Source organism: Microbacterium maritypicum MF109, assembly GCF_000455825.1.
Taxonomy (GTDB): Bacteria; Actinomycetota; Actinomycetes; order Actinomycetales; family Microbacteriaceae; genus Microbacterium; species Microbacterium maritypicum_A.
On the sequence record NZ_ATAO01000239.1, the window covers coordinates 18,157 to 33,048 of the forward strand.

At 67.8% G+C, this 14,892-nt stretch carries 13 protein-coding genes; all 13 read right to left on the reverse strand.

The annotated features are described in order from the left end of the window. Window positions 1-37: 37 nt before the first annotated feature. Window positions 38-829 (reverse strand): triose-phosphate isomerase, encoded by a 792-nt coding sequence (tpiA, locus tag L687_RS40245; RefSeq protein WP_021201515.1) that lies wholly within the window; start codon window positions 827-829, stop codon window positions 38-40. Continuing rightward, window positions 820-2,034: a phosphoglycerate kinase gene (locus L687_RS40250; protein ID WP_021201516.1), complete on the reverse strand. Its 1,215-nt coding sequence runs from the start codon at window positions 2,032-2,034 to the stop codon at window positions 820-822. Before L687_RS40250 ends, tpiA begins: the two co-directional genes overlap by 10 nt. 10 nt (window positions 2,035-2,044) lie before the next feature. Then, complete coding sequence (gene gap, locus L687_RS40255; protein ID WP_021201517.1) at window positions 2,045-3,055, reverse strand: type I glyceraldehyde-3-phosphate dehydrogenase; 1,011 nt, start codon at window positions 3,053-3,055, stop codon at window positions 2,045-2,047. A 115-nt stretch (window positions 3,056-3,170) separates the two neighbouring features. Further along, window positions 3,171-3,797: a superoxide dismutase gene (locus tag L687_RS40260; RefSeq protein WP_021201518.1), complete on the reverse strand. Its 627-nt coding sequence runs from the start codon at window positions 3,795-3,797 to the stop codon at window positions 3,171-3,173. 185 nt (window positions 3,798-3,982) lie between these two features. Beyond that, the gene (whiA, locus tag L687_RS40265) at window positions 3,983-4,960 is read right to left on the reverse strand and encodes a DNA-binding protein WhiA (RefSeq protein WP_017830285.1); all 978 of its coding nucleotides are present in this window, start codon (window positions 4,958-4,960) and stop codon (window positions 3,983-3,985) included. A gap of 67 nt (window positions 4,961-5,027) precedes the next feature. Continuing rightward, window positions 5,028-5,900: an RNase adapter RapZ gene (rapZ, locus tag L687_RS40270; RefSeq protein ID WP_021201519.1), complete on the reverse strand. Its 873-nt coding sequence runs from the start codon at window positions 5,898-5,900 to the stop codon at window positions 5,028-5,030. Window positions 5,901-5,934: 34 nt separating this feature from the next. Beyond that, on the reverse strand, window positions 5,935-7,839 hold the full coding sequence (gene uvrC, locus L687_RS40275) for an excinuclease ABC subunit UvrC (protein ID WP_021201520.1): 1,905 nt from the start codon (window positions 7,837-7,839) through the stop codon (window positions 5,935-5,937). Continuing rightward, entirely contained in the window at window positions 7,839-10,727 is a 2,889-nt protein-coding gene (gene uvrA, locus L687_RS40280) for an excinuclease ABC subunit UvrA (RefSeq protein WP_021201521.1), read from the reverse strand. The genes uvrC and uvrA overlap by 1 nt, the downstream gene beginning before the upstream one ends. Window positions 10,728-10,736: 9 nt before the next feature. Continuing rightward, window positions 10,737-11,330, reverse strand: a complete 594-nt coding sequence (locus L687_RS40285; protein WP_021201522.1) for a hypothetical protein — start codon at window positions 11,328-11,330, stop codon at window positions 10,737-10,739. Then, window positions 11,327-12,640 (reverse strand): DUF58 domain-containing protein, encoded by a 1,314-nt coding sequence (locus L687_RS40290; protein WP_021201523.1) that lies wholly within the window; start codon window positions 12,638-12,640, stop codon window positions 11,327-11,329. The genes L687_RS40285 and L687_RS40290 overlap by 4 nt, the downstream gene beginning before the upstream one ends. Continuing rightward, window positions 12,637-13,608, reverse strand: coding sequence for an AAA family ATPase (locus L687_RS40295; protein ID WP_021201524.1), 972 nt, complete (start codon window positions 13,606-13,608; stop codon window positions 12,637-12,639). The genes L687_RS40290 and L687_RS40295 overlap by 4 nt, the downstream gene beginning before the upstream one ends. Further along, the gene (locus L687_RS40300) at window positions 13,605-14,078 is read right to left on the reverse strand and encodes a hypothetical protein (RefSeq protein ID WP_021201525.1); all 474 of its coding nucleotides are present in this window, start codon (window positions 14,076-14,078) and stop codon (window positions 13,605-13,607) included. Before L687_RS40300 ends, L687_RS40295 begins: the two co-directional genes overlap by 4 nt. Then, the gene (locus tag L687_RS40305) at window positions 14,075-14,830 is read right to left on the reverse strand and encodes a DUF4129 domain-containing protein (protein ID WP_021201526.1); all 756 of its coding nucleotides are present in this window, start codon (window positions 14,828-14,830) and stop codon (window positions 14,075-14,077) included. The genes L687_RS40300 and L687_RS40305 overlap by 4 nt, the downstream gene beginning before the upstream one ends. Between the last annotated feature and the right edge of the window lie 62 nt (window positions 14,831-14,892).

Consider the following 14,892-nt stretch of genomic DNA (forward strand, 5'->3'; position numbering starts at 1 on the left):
AAGTATACGGTGCAGCGGGGCCGAAGCCCCGCTGCACTCACACGCCGACGTGCTTCTCGAAGCGGATGATCGCGGCGAACTCGTCCACGACGAGGCTCGCCCCGCCGACCAGAGCGCCGTCCACATCGGGTTCGCGCATGAAGCTGGCGATGTTGCCCGACTTCACCGAGCCGCCGTAGAGGATGCGCGTGCGCGCAGCCGCTTCGTCGCCCAGGACCTTCGCGATGACGGCTCGCAGTGCGGCGCAGACATCCTGCGCCTGCTGCGGGGTCGCTGCCTGGCCGGAGCCGATCGCCCACACGGGCTCGTATGCCACGACGATGTCCGCCTTCGGCGAGACGCCCTCGAGCGCGGCCTCGAGCTGGGACACCGGGACCGCACTGGCGCCGAACTTCTCGAGGTCTCCCGCTGTCTCGCCGACGCAGATCACCGGGACGAGTCCGTGCTTGAGCGAGGCCTTCACCTTGGCAGCCACGATGTCGTCGCCCTCGGAGTGGTACTCACGGCGTTCGGAGTGACCGATGATGACGTACTTCGCGTCGAGCTTCGCCAAGAATGCCCCCGACACCTCACCGGTGTACGCACCGGAGTCGTGTGCCGAGACGTCCTGCGCTCCGAGCGCGAACGGGATCTTGTCCGCGTCGATGAGCGTCTGCACGCTGCGGATGTCCGTGAACGGCGGGAAGACCGCCACCTCGACCGATCCGTCTTCGTGCTTCGCGTCCTTCAACGTCCAGTGCAGCTTCTGCACGAACGCGACCGCCTGCAGGTGGTCGAGATTCATCTTCCAGTTTCCCGCGATCAGCGGGGTACGGGAGTTCACGCCCATCCGAGGACCTCCAGCCCAGGTAGTTTCTTGCCCTCGAGGAATTCGAGGCTCGCGCCGCCGCCGGTCGAGATGTGACCGAACTGGTCGTCGGAGAAGCCCAGCTGCCGCACGGCCGCCGCGGAGTCGCCACCGCCGACGACGCTGAGGCCGTCGACCTCGGTGAGCGCCTGCGCCACGGTCTTGGTACCCGCCGCGAACGCCGGGAACTCGAACACGCCCATCGGGCCGTTCCAGAACACGGTCTTCGACTCGCGGATGACCTCGGCGAAACGTGCCGCCGTCTCCGGGCCGATGTCGAGGCCGATGCCGGAGGCACCGAACGGCGTGGACTCGATCGCATCGGCTGCAGCGACTTCGTGCGCGGCATCGGCGCCGAAGGATGCGGCGACGACGACGTCGGTGGGGAGCACGAGCTCCACGCCACGCTCCGCCGCCTCCGCGATGTAGCCGCGAACGGTCTCGAGCTGGTCCTCTTCCAGGAGACTCGACGCCACGGCGTGACCCTGTGCCTTGAGGAAGGTGAACAGCATGCCGCCGCCGACGAGGATCTTGTCGACGCGCGGCAGCAGGTGCGAGATGACGCCGAGCTTGTCGCTGACCTTGGAGCCGCCGAGCACGACCGCGTACGGACGCTCGGGATTCTCGGTCAGACGGTCGAGCACGTCGAGTTCGGTCGCGATCAGCAGACCGGCCGCGGACGGGAGCAGCTCGGCGAGCTCGTAGACGCTCGCCTGCTTGCGGTGCACGACCCCGAACCCATCGGAGACCAGCACATCGCCGAGCTCCGCGAGTTCGGCTGCGAAAGCCGCACGGGTGGCGTCATCCTTCGAGGTCTCCCCCGGGTTGAACCGCAGGTTCTCGATGACGACGACTCCGCCGTCCTCGAGGGACTCCACGGCGTCCTTCGCCGACTCGCCGACCGTGTCGCGTGCGAACGCGACCGGGGCACCGAGCAGCTCGGACAGGCGCTGGGCCACCGGCTCCAGGCTGTACTTCGGGTCGGGCGCGCCGTCCGGCCGCCCGAGGTGAGAGCACACGACGACGCGGGCGCCCGCATTGATGAGTGCGTTGAGGGTCGGCAACGAGGCGCGGACACGGCCATCGTCCGTGATGATCCCGTCCCGCAGGGGGACGTTGAGATCACAACGGACGATGACGCGCTTGCCCTCGAGCGACCCCAGAGTGTCCAGGGTGCGCAGAGTCATGTGTCTGAGCTTAGAGGCGCTCGGCCACGTACTCGGTCAGGTCGACGAGACGGTTGGAGTAGCCCCACTCGTTGTCGTACCAGCTGGAGACCTTGATCAGGTTGCCACTCACGTTGGTGAGCGTCGAGTCGAAGATCGACGAGTGCGGGTTGTGCACGATGTCGCTCGAGACGATCGGGTCCTCGTTGTACTGGAGGTAGCCGGCGAGGCGACCCTCGGCAGCGGCCTTCTTGTACGCCTCGTTGACCTCGTCGACCGTCAGGTTCTCACGGTCGGTGATGAGGGTGAGGTCGACGATCGAGCCGGTCGGAACCGGAACGCGGTACGACGAGCCGCTGAGCTTGCCCTGGAGCTCCGGGAGCACCTCGCCGATGGCCTTGGCAGCACCGGTCGACGCCGGCGTGATGTTGATCGCGGCAGCACGTGCACGACGCAGGTCGCTGTGCGGGCCGTCCTGCAGGTTCTGGTCGGCGGTGTACGCGTGAGCCGTCATCATGAAGCCGCGGTCGATGCCGAACGCGTCGTTGAAGACCTGGGCGAGCGGCGCGAGGCAGTTCGTCGTGCAGGAGGCGTTGGAGATGATGTGATCGGTCTCCGGGTTGTACGTGTCCTCGTTCACGCCCATGACGAACGTGCCGTCGACACCGGTGCCCGGGGCCGAGATGAGGACCTTCTTCGCGCCGGCCTCGATGTGCTTCTTGGCGAGTTCAGCCTTGGTGAAGAAGCCGGTGGACTCGATGACGATGTCGACGCCCAGCTCACCCCAGGGGAGGTTGGCGGGGTCGCGCTCGGCGAACGCCTTGATCGTCTTGCCGTTGACGGTGATGCTCTCATCGTCGTAGCTGATCTCGGCGTCGAGGACGCCGCCCACCGAGTCGTACTTCAGCAGGTGCGCCAGGGTCTTGTTGTCGGTGAGGTCGTTGACGGCGACGATCTCAAGGTCCGCTCCCTGCGCGAGAGCCGCGCGGAAGTAGTTGCGTCCGATGCGGCCGAAGCCGTTGATACCGATCTTGACAGACACTCAGGTCTCCCTGTTTCTCGTGCACTGCACGCTGCTTTCCAGCACGCGTGGAGCGCGGGGTTTTTTGGCTGAGAGGGCGTCCCGACGAGCCGTGGCCCGTCGGGACGCGACCCGATTACGACAGTACCAGCAGGCCGTTCGTCTGCTTGCGGGCGACCTCGAGGCGCTGGGCGACGTTCTCCCAGTTCGCGATGTTCCACGCGGCCTTGACGTAGTCGGCCTTCACGTTGAGGTAGTCGAGGTAGAAGGCGTGCTCCCACATGTCGAGCTGGAACAGCGGGATCGTGCCCTGCGCGGTGTTCGACTGCTGGTCGAACAGCTGCTGGATGATCAGACGCGAGCCGATCGAATCCCAGCTGAGGACCGCCCACCCGGATCCCTGGATGCCGGTCGCCGCTGCCGTGAAGTGCGCCTGGAACTTCTCGAACGAGCCGAAGTACTCGTCGATCGCCGCCTTCAGCTCACCCTCGGGCTGACCGCCGCCGTTCGGCGACAGGTTCGTCCAGAAGATCGAGTGGTTGACGTGACCGCCGAGGTTGAAGGCGAGGTCCTTCTCGAGCTTGTTGACGTTCGCGAGGTTTCCGCTCTCGCGCGCCTCGGCGAGCTGGTCGAGTGCGGTGTTCGCACCCGTCACGTAGGCCTGGTGGTGCTTGTCGTGGTGCAGCTCCATGATCTTGCCGCTGATGTGCGGCTCCAGGGCTGCGAAGTCGTAGGGAAGGTCGGGGAGCGTGTAGGTCGCCATATCGCTTTCATCCAATCCGCGCCGCGCCGCGGCGCTTGCCGATCCTCCGCGCCGCCGATGTGCGGCGTAGAGCGGACGTGATTCATCCTACTGACGACAACGCGGCGGCGCCCCCGATCCTTCCGTCGTATGACGAAAGACCCGCCGTCCGGGTGCCGGTCGGCGGGTCTTGGTCGAGAGGCGGATCAGACGTCGAGTCCGACGGGGACCGCGGCTTCCGTTCCGGGGATGCCCTCCTGCTGCGCGCGCTTGTCGGCCATCGCGAGCAGACGGCGGATGCGGCCGGCGACGGCGTCCTTCGTCAGGGGCGGGTCGGCGTGGTGGCCGAGCTCGTCGAGGCTGGCGTCGCGGTGCGCCAGACGGAGTTCGCCGGCCACCTTGAGATGATCGGGGACTTCGTCGGCCAGGATCTCCAGTGCGCGCTCGACACGTGCGCACGCCGCGACAGCGGCCTGTGCGGAACGGCGGAGGTTCGCGTCGTCGAAGTTCACGAGACGGTTGACGCCGGCACGCACCTCACGGCGCTGGCGGAGCTCCTCCCACGCGATGGCGGTCTTCTGTGCACCCATCTCGTTGAGGATGGTGCGGATCGCCTCGCCCTCGCGCACGACCACGCGGGGCATCCCGCGCACCTCGCGCGCCTTGGCGGCGACTCCAAGGCGGTGCGCCGCACCGACGAGGGCCATCGCGGCCTCCGACGAGGGGCAGACGACCTCGAGCATGGCCGAGCGTCCGGGCTCGCTCAGGGATCCTGCGGCGAGGAAGGCACCGCGCCACAGTCCGGCGACCTCGGCCCGCGAGCCGGTGGTGAGCCTGTTGGGCAATCCGCGCACGGGGCGCCGACGCTGGTCGAGCAGCCCGGTCTGACGGGCGAGGGTCTCCCCCTGCGCGATCACGCGCACCGCCCAGCGTGCGCCGTCGTTCGCGGTGCTCGACTGGACCTGGGCGATCTCGGGTCGCACACCGTAGATCTCGGCGAGGTCACGAGCGACGCGGCGCGCAAGGGTCTCCGCGTCGACCTCGGCCTCCACGGCCACGCGACCGGCGATCGAATGCAGACCACCGGCGAACCGGAGGATGGCGGTCACTTCCGCGACTCGCACCGTCGGGGGTGCATTGCGGATGCTGACCAGCTCGGCCTTGACGTCGGTGGTTAGTGCCACGACACTCCTTCACGTTCACGCGCCGGATCGCGACGCAAACGTCCAGCTTACTCGGCCGGACGGCCCGCTACTCTCGGCCCAGGTCCCGGTGACGGACGTTCACGGCGACGCCCGGGATCGCGGCGAGGCGGCGCGACAGCTCCTCCGACATGGCGACGGAGCGGTGCTTTCCCCCCGTGCAGCCGATCGCGATCGTCGAGTGACTCTTGTTCTCGCGCTGATATCCCTCGAGCACCGGCACCAGCGCCGCGGAGTAGGCGTCCAGGAATTCCATCGCGCCATCCCGGGAGAGCACGTACTCGCGAACAGTCTCGTCCTGCCCCGTCAGACCCCGCAGCTCCTCGTTCCAGAACGGGTTCGGCAGGAATCGCATGTCCGCGACGATGTCGACATCCGTCGGCAGCCCGTACTTGAACCCGAAGCTGAGCAGCGTGACCCGGTGTCGCGCCTCCCCCTCCTCGGAGAAGATGTCGGAGACCTGGGTGGCGAGCTGGTGGATGTTGAGCGTCGACGTGTCGATCACCAGGTCGGCTGCTTCCCGGATCGGCGCGAGCCGGGCTCGCTCGATGCGGATGCCGTCGAGCAGGGTACCTTCGCCCTGCAGCGGGTGCGGTCTCCGCACGGACTCGAACCGACGCACCAGGACGTCGTCGGACGCGTCGAGGAAGAGCACGCGAACGGAACCGCGGGAGCGCAGTGCGCGCGCCACGCCGGGAAAGTCGTCGAAGAGGTTGCGTCCGCGCACATCGACGACCGCCGCGACCTTCGGCAGAGCAGTGCCGCCCATATCGGTCAGATCGAGCAGCGGACGCAGGATCTGCGGAGGCAGGTTGTCGACGACGTACCAGCCGAGATCCTCGAGTGCGTTCGCCACCGTCGTCCGACCTGCGCCGGACATTCCCGTGACGATGAGGAACTCGCCCTTCTCCCCGTCAGTCATTGCTCAGTGCTCCCTCTCCCCCTCGGCCTCCAGCCTAGCGAGTGGACAGGTGCGTGTGGATGTTCTGAGCGAGCACGGGACCGATTCCCTGGACTTCTTCGATCTGTTCCGGCTCGGCGGCGCGGAGAGCGGTCACCGAACCGAAGTGCTTGAGCAGCACCTTGATGCGGGAGGCCCCGAGTCCCGGTACCTCGGCGAGCACCGAGCCGATGTCGTTGCGCCGCCTTTTCCGCTGATGCGTGATCGCGAACCGGTGCGCCTCGTCGCGCAGGCGCTGCAGAAGGTACAGGGCTTCGCTCGTGCGGGGCAGGATCACGGGGAAGTCCTCGCCGGGGAGCCAGACCTCCTCGAGACGCTTGGCGATGCCGCAGACCGCGATCTCGGTGTGTCCGGCGTCGCGGAGCGCTCGGGCCGCGGCCTCCACCTGCGGCTGTCCCCCATCGACGAGGAGCAGCTGCGGCGGATAGGCGAATCGGGGCTTGCGTCGCACCGTCGCCTCCCCGACGTCTTCCGCCACGACCTCGTCGGTCGTCGGGTCGATGGCCTCGGGCTCTTCGGGACGATCGAGGTAGGCCAGACGGCGACGGAGCACCTGGTACATGGAATCGGTGTCGTCGGTCGTCTCGGCGATGTTGAACGACCGGTACTGGTCTTTACGGGGAAGCCCGTCTTCGAACACCACCATCGACGCGACGACATTCGTGCCACCGAGGTGGGAGATGTCGAAGCACTCGATGCGCAGCGGCGCTTCGTCCATGCCGAGCGCCTCCTGCAGGTCGGTCAGCGCCTGGGTTCGAGCGACATAGTCGGTCGTGCGTCGCGTCTTGTGCCGGATCAGTGCCTGCTGCGCGTTGAGCGTGGCGGTGCGCATGAGGTCGGCACGCTGGCCGCGCTGCGCGACCGCGATCTCGACCTTCTTGCCGCGGCGCTCACGCAGCCACACCTCGAGCTCCGCAGCGTCATCGGGCAGTGTCGGAACCAGAATCCGACGCGGAACGTCCTGCGCCTCTCCGTAGGCCCGCTGCAGCACCTGCTCGACGAGCTCGCCGCTGGAGATGTCGATCTCCTTCTCGATGGTCAGGGCGCGCACACCACGCACCCTGCCGCCACGGATCACGAAGTGCTGGACTGCGGCGGCGAGTTCGTCTTCCGCGATCCCGAACAGATCGGCGTCCTCGTCGCTGGGGAGGACCAGTGCGCTCTTGCCCAGCACGGCTTCGATCGCCGAGAGCTTGTCACGGTACTTGGCCGCTGCTTCATAGTCCATCGCCGCGGATGCCGCCAGCATCCGTTTCGTGAGCTCGCGGGTGAAACGCTCGTCGCCACCTGCCATGAAGGCGACGAAGTCGTCGACCATGGCACGGTGCTCCTCGATGCTCACGGTCATCGAGCAGGGGCCCCCGCACTTGCCGATCTGCCCGGGGAAGCACGGACGGCCTGTCTGCATGGCACGCCGGTAGCTGGAGTCGCTGCACGTGCGGATCGGGAAGGCCTTGATCATCAGGTCGATGGTCTCGTGCACCGCCCAGACCTTCGGGAACGGACCGAAGTACCGTGCGCCGGGGATCTTGCGGTTGCGGGTGACGATCACTCGGGGTGCTTCGTCCGCGAGGGTCACGGCCATGAACGGGTAGGACTTGTCGTCCTTGTAGCGCACGTTGAAGGGCGGATCGAACTCCTTGATCCACATGTATTCGAGCTGCAGCGAATCGACATCGGTGGGGACGACCGTCCACTCGACGGACGACGCGGTGGTGACCATACGACGGGTGCGCTCATGCAGCGTGCGCAGCGGTGCGAAGTAGTTCGACAGACGCTGACGCAGGTTCTTCGCCTTGCCCACGTAGAGCACCCGGCCGGCAGAGTCGCGGAAGCGGTACACGCCGGGGTCGGTGGGAATCTCCCCCGGCCTCGGCTTGTACGACAGCACATCGGCCATCAGCTGGCCTTCCGCGCGGAGCGCCCCTCACCCAGGATCTCGCCGAGGAACAGCCCGGTGTGGCTCGCCTCGACGCGGGCGATCTGCTCCGGGGTACCCGTGGCGACGATCTGGCCACCGCCGGAACCGCCTTCAGGTCCGAGGTCGATCACCCAGTCCGCCGACTTGATCACGTCGAGGTTGTGCTCGATGACGATCACCGTGTTGCCCTTGTCGACCAGGCCGTTGAGCACCTCGAGGAGCTTGCGGACGTCTTCGAAGTGCAGACCCGTGGTCGGCTCATCGAGCACGTAGATGCTGCGCCCGTTGCTGCGACGCTGGAGCTCGGTCGCCAGCTTGACGCGCTGCGCCTCGCCGCCGGAGAGCGTCGTCGCCGACTGGCCCAGCCGCACGTACCCGAGCCCGACGTCGACGAGCGTCTTCATGTAGCGGTGGATCGCCTGGATGGGCTCGAAGAAATCGGCTGCCTCCTCGATCGGCATCTCGAGCACTTCGGCGATGTTCTTGCCCTTGTAGTGCACGGCGAGCGTGTCGCGGTTGTAACGCTTGCCGTGGCAGACCTCGCAGTCGACGTACACGTCGGGCAGGAAGTTCATCTCGATCTTGATCGTGCCGTCACCGGAACATGCCTCGCATCGGCCGCCCTTGACGTTGAAACTGAATCGGCCGGGCTGGTATCCACGGACCTTCGCTTCCGGTGTCTCACTGAAAAGCGTGCGGATGCGGTCGAACACCCCCGTGTAGGTGGCCGGGTTCGATCGCGGGGTGCGGCCGATCGGTGCCTGATCGACGTGCACGACCTTGTCGAGGTTGTCGAGCCCGGTCACCCGCGTGTGCTTGCCGGGAACGGTGCGTGCACCGTTCAAGCGCGACGCCAGCACCTGGTAGAGGATGTCGTTGACGAGCGACGACTTGCCGGAGCCGCTGACCCCCGTGACCGCGGTCAGGACGCCGAGCGGGAAGTCGGCGGTGACGTTGCGGAGGTTGTTCGCACGGGCCCCGACCACACTGAGCATCCGCTTCTTGTCGATCTTCCGCCGCTTCGTCGGCATCGGGATCTCGCGGCGACCGGAGAGGTACTCCCCCGTCATCGATGCGCTGTCATTGAGCAGCGCCGAATACGGGCCCGAATGCACGACCTCGCCACCGTTGACTCCGGCACCGGGACCGATGTCGACGACCCAGTCCGCTGCCTCGATGGTCTCTTCATCGTGCTCCACCACAATCAGGGTGTTGCCGAGGTCGCGCAGGGTGAGCAGCGTCTCGATCAGGCGGCGGTTGTCGCGCTGGTGCAGTCCGATCGACGGTTCATCGAGCACGTAGAGCACGCCGGTCAGCCCCGAGCCGATCTGCGTCGCCAGCCGGATGCGCTGCGCCTCTCCACCGGAGAGGGAGCCCGCCGAACGACTGAGGTTCAGGTACGAGAGACCGACCTGCAGAAGGAAGTCGAGGCGGAGGCGGATCTCGCGGAGCACCTGGGCCGCGATCTTCGCTTCACGGTCGGTGAGGGTGAGGGTCTCCATGAAAGCGCGCGCGTCGGCGAGGCTCAGATGCGAGACCTCGGCGATGGAATGACCGTGCACCTGCACGGCCAGTACCTCGGGCTTGAGCCGGTTGCCATCGCACACCGGGCAGGGCACCTCGCGGAGGTACTCACCCCAGCGGTTGCGCTGGTTGTCGGACTCGGCTTGCAGGTACTGCCGCTCGATGTACGGAACCACACCCTCGAAACCGGAGGTGTATCGCATCTCGCGGCCGTAGCGGTTCTTCCACTTGACGGAGACCTTGTAGTTCTCGCCGCGCAGCACGGCGTTCTGCACGTCGGAGTGGAGTTCGCGCCAGGGGGTGTCCAAGGAGAAGTCGAGATCATTGGAAAGACCTTCGAGCAGACGCTCGTAGTACTGGAACAGGCCCTTTCCCTGAGTCGTCCACGGGATGATGACGCCCTCGCGGATCGAGAGGTCTTCGTCGCCGAGCATCAGATCGACGTCGACGGACATGCGCGTGCCGAGCCCCGAGCATGCAGGGCAGGCGCCGAACGGCGCATTGAACGAGAACGTGCGCGGTTCGATCTCGGTGAGAGTGAGGGCGTGCCCGTTCGGGCAGGCCAGCTTCTCGGAGAACGTCTGCCACGCGTCGTCGCCCTCGCCGTCGACGTAGTTGATCTGCACCACGCCGCCCGCGAGCCCGAGCGCGGTCTCGACTGAGTCGGTGACGCGCCCGAGGATGTCGTCGGACGCGACCAGACGGTCGACCACCACCGCGATGTCGTGCTTGTAGCTCTTCTTCAGCGTGGGCGGCTCGGCGAGCTGGATGAGGTCGCCGTCGACGATGGCCCTCGAGTATCCCTTGGCACCGAGCTCGCGGAACAGGTCGACGAACTCGCCCTTCTTCTGCGAGACGATCGGCGCGACGACCTGATAGCGCGTGCGCTCGGGGAGCTCCATCAACTGATCGGCGATCTGCTGCACCGTCTGACGCTGGATGCGTTCGCCGCATTCAGGACAGTGCGGAATACCGATACGCGCCCAGAGCAGGCGCATGTAGTCGTAGATCTCGGTGATCGTGCCGACGGTCGATCGCGGGTTCCGGTTGGTCGACTTCTGGTCGATCGAGACGGCAGGGCTGAGGCCCTCGATGAAATCGACGTCCGGTCGGTCGACCTGGCCGAGGAACTGGCGCGCGTACGCGCTCAGCGATTCGACGTAGCGACGCTGCCCCTCGGCGAAGATCGTGTCGAACGCGAGGCTGGACTTCCCCGATCCGGACAGGCCGGTGAACACGACGAGGGAGTCGCGGGGAATGTCGATGTCGACGTTCTTGAGGTTGTGGACGCGGGCACCGCGGACACTGAGTTTTCCGGAGGAGGCAACGGGGACGATGGGCACCGAACAAGTCTACGAGGGGCCACGGACATTGGCTCCGCGAGGACGCTCGGCGACCGATTCCTCTCCCGCCGATCGTGCCGGCCGCGGCACATCCGAGCTCCGGACGGCTCTCAGTGCCAGCCCGACACCGAGCACGAGCATCACTGCGGCGAGCGGGGCGAGCGCCGTGATCCCCTGCTCGACGTTCGACGGCGCCAGCAACCAGGCCGCGAGGACGACGGGCTGCGCCAGCAGCTGGATGACGCAGAAGCGCGACAGGCTCGGTCCCAGGACGGCGAGGGCGACACGCGAGGAGATCGGGATCACGAGGCTCAACGATGCGAGCACGTGGATCGCGTGGACGAGCAGGACGGCGAGGGCTGTGCGTCCCGGATCGGGTGGGGTCAGGAGGACTCCGAACACCAGGCACGCCGCCGCGAACCACGCCGCCAGGGACCGCGGGAGCACGACAGCGAGGACCGCGGCGATCACCGCCACGCCCTGCCACAACGGGAATGGAACGAGCACGACCGCCCCTGCCCACACCATCGCGACGAGCAGGAGCCGCACCGTGACGCCGGGCGCAGCCGCCCGCACCCGGAACGAACGGAGACCGCGTCTCACCGCCGCACCGTCCGCATCCGCTGCTGACGGAGCGCCGCGAGCCGCATCGCGACGTCGACGTCCTGATCCGTCCACGCGACGACCTCTACGCCGGCATGCCGGAGCTCGACGAGAATGTCCGCGCGTTCCGCGAGCAGGGTCCGGAGCGCGATGCGCTGCTCACGGCTGAGCCGGCTCTCGTCCGGAGCCGGGAGCACGTCGACGGCGACCACGGCGTGCCCCGCCGCCCGCCAACGGATGGCGAGCTGGGCGGCGACACCGTCGAAGAACGTGGAGAGCACGAAGACGATGGATCCCGCAGGCACGACCGGCGACCGGCGGTACCGGGAGTCCTCGTCACTCTGACCCGTCGCCGCGATCACGTCCCGCACCCGCGCGAGATGACGTGCACCTCCACCGGAGGGAAGGCTGAGACCTCCGGGCGACAGCGCGTGGTACGCCACCCGATCACCGACGCCGACCGCCGAAGTGGCGATGGACAGCGCGGCCTCCCGCGCGAGGTCCAGCGAGGTGACGCCTGCCCGGTCGGCATCGTCCGCTCCCCAGGCGGCGACGACGGTCCCGAGATCCTCCGCGGTGTCGACCGCGATCACCACCGAGGAATCGCTGAGGGTGGCAGTGCGTCGCACGAGCAGTTCACCCGGTCGGCGAGCGGCGCGCGCGGTCGCCCGCCAGTCGACGCGGCGCAGTTCGTCGCCGGGGGCGAACGGATGGATGTCACGGAAGTCTCCGCCCTGGCCGGGCCGCGATCCCTCATGGGCACCGTGCAGACCCCTCAATCGCGGCGCGACCGGGAGACGCCCGATCCGGACATGCCGCGGCGGTGTGTTCCACCGCAGTGCGACGCGAGGAGCAGCCTCGGTGACCCACGCGCCGTCGAGAGCGACCCCGCGCACGGTCACTCCGAGCAGCTCCAGAGGACCGGAGTGCTGCAGGCGGTTGCGCGACGTGAGGACGGAGCTCCCGACCTTCACGTCGGCGACCCCCGACCGCTGCTCCTCCTGATCGACCGCGATCTGGAGCCAGTCGCCGTCGAGGACCGCATCTGCCGCGGCGATGACCTCTGATGAGCCGTCCGAGCGCTCCGGACGTGCACGCAGCTCGATCGACAGCACATCGTCACCGGGCCGACGCAGCAGCATCCATGCCGTCGCGAGCGCGAGCGGAAGCCCGATGCCGATCACGTCGGGTCGCGAGAACACGAGCCCCACGGCAGCGAGGATCGTCGAGCCGGCGAGTCCGATCGCGATCACGGGCGTCCGACTCCAGTGCACGGGGGCACGTGCCGTGACACGGACCTGCTCGGTCATCGCACCGCGGCCACCGTCGGCGGCACCGGTGTAGTCTCGACCACCGTCGCCACGACGGACCGGGGATCCACTCCTTGCGCCCAGGCCTGCGGCGTCAGGGTCAGCCGGTGCGCGAGCACGGGTTCCGCGATGCGCTTGATGTCGTCCGGCCGCACGTAATCGCGACCGTCCAGGGCCGCGAGTGCGCGGCCGAGCAGGACGAGAGCCTGCGATCCGCGCGGCGAGGCGCCGACCGCGACATGCGTCGCATCCCGCGTCGACCTCGTGAGCTCCACGCAGTACCGGGCGACATCGGCATCGACGTGGATCCTCTCGACGGCTTCCTGGATCGCGAGGAGCCCCCGTTCGTCGATGACCGGATCGACGGACGCATCGGGGCTCTGTCGGCGTACGCGGTCGAGGATGATGCGCGTCTCATCGTCCGGCCCGGGGTAGCCGACGGCGAGCCGCACCATGAACCGGTCGAGCTGCGCCTCGGGAAGCGCGTACGTGCCCTCGTACTCGATCGGATTCGAGGTCGCGATCACGTGGAACGGACGCGGTAGGGCGAAGCTGTTGCCCTCGACCGTGACCTGATGCTCGGCCATCGCCTCCAACATCGCCGACTGGGTCTTGGGAGTGGTGCGGTTCACCTCATCGGCCAGGAGCAGGCCGGTGAAGATGGGGCCGGGTCGGAACACGAACTCACCGGAGGCCGGTGCATACACGTAGGAGCCGGTGACGTCGCCCGGGAGCATGTCCGGCGTGCACTGCAGGCGACGGAAACCGAGGCCGAGCGCGGACGCCAGGCTCCTCGCCGCGAGAGTCTTCCCCAACCCCGGAACGTCTTCGAAGAGCACGTGGCCACCCGCGAGGATCGCAGCGAGGGCGATCGTGAGGGGCTCGTCCATCCCGACGACGGCGCCGCGTACGCTGTCGAGCACTCGACGCCCCGTGGCGGCGATCTGCGTGGTCTCCTGGCTGCTCATCCGGTCTCCTCCGTGTCATTCGGGAATCGTTCGATCGCGTCGAGCACGATCTCGATGTCAGTGCTCCGCACTTCACGACCGTGCAGGGCGTCGCGCACTCCCCCGCCGAGCAGCGCGTCGATGCGCGCGTGATGCGTGGGATCGTCGAGGTCGAGTCCACGCAGGGCGAGTCGTCTTCTCAACACGCTCTGCACCCGGCGCACGACGACGTGCCCGGCGACTCCCGTGCGCGTGTTGATCGCCCAGGCCATGCGGGATACCTCCGAGCCGCGCGTCTTGCGGCTCGGCTTCTCGGGGGGCCAGACAGGCCCGACCTCGATGAACTCCTGTCGGCAGGCGCACACCCCCGCGATGGCGAGGATCATCCAGGCGAAGACGAACGGAACCGGAAAGCCCACCTGGCCGAGCAGGAGCAGGACGATCACAGCGACGGCGGCACCGACGCCCAGGACCAGGATCCGTCTCTTCATCGCCAGCCCTTCTGGATACCGCGGAGGCAGTCGGCGGCTCGGGCCCGATCGCGCTCGTCGGCGTCGTGCCCGCCGAAGCGCACCTGTTCGTAGAGGCCCAGCAGGGCGACGACATCGTCGGCGATCCCCGCACGTCGGCCGATGATGCGAACGGTGAACTCCGACGGCGTCTCGTTGACGCCGCGGCCGGCGCCGGCATCCGCCGCCGATTCCTCCAGGCCCACCCACGCCGCCACGATGCTGTCGCCGGGCAGAGTCCGACCGTCGATCGTCCTCAGCGCCTCCGCGATTCCACGCTGGATCGTCGCCTCGTCCGGTTCGACGTGGGCCGCGGGTGCGATGACGACCCGGGCATCGACCCGCGCTGCCTCGCGACGCGCGAGCGGACGGTCACGCCAGAGACCCACGAGGTAGCGGATCAGGAGTCGAAGACCGAGGTACACCATCGCGAGCACGACGGCGACGACGACCGCCGCGAGGACGTAGCCGATGATCGCGAGCAACGGCGAATCCTCAGGGGGATCCAACGGCGGTGGCGCGGTCTCCGTCGGCGCCGTCGGCAGGACGTCGTCACCTGCCCGTTCCTCGGTAGCGGTGAACCATCCTCCGAACTGCGGAAGGCCCTGTGCCGAGGCAGCGAACATGATCGTCGCGAAGAAGCCGGCTATCGCGATCAGCGGGAGCAGAAGCCCCCGCGGCCGGTCTGTCCCGGCACGCTCCCGCCCCGGGATCGAGGGCTCGGGGCGCGACATGCCTCCACCCTAGGGGGCTGCTCCCCCACCTCGTGGTCGTCGATTCCCGCGAGCCGTGAGCG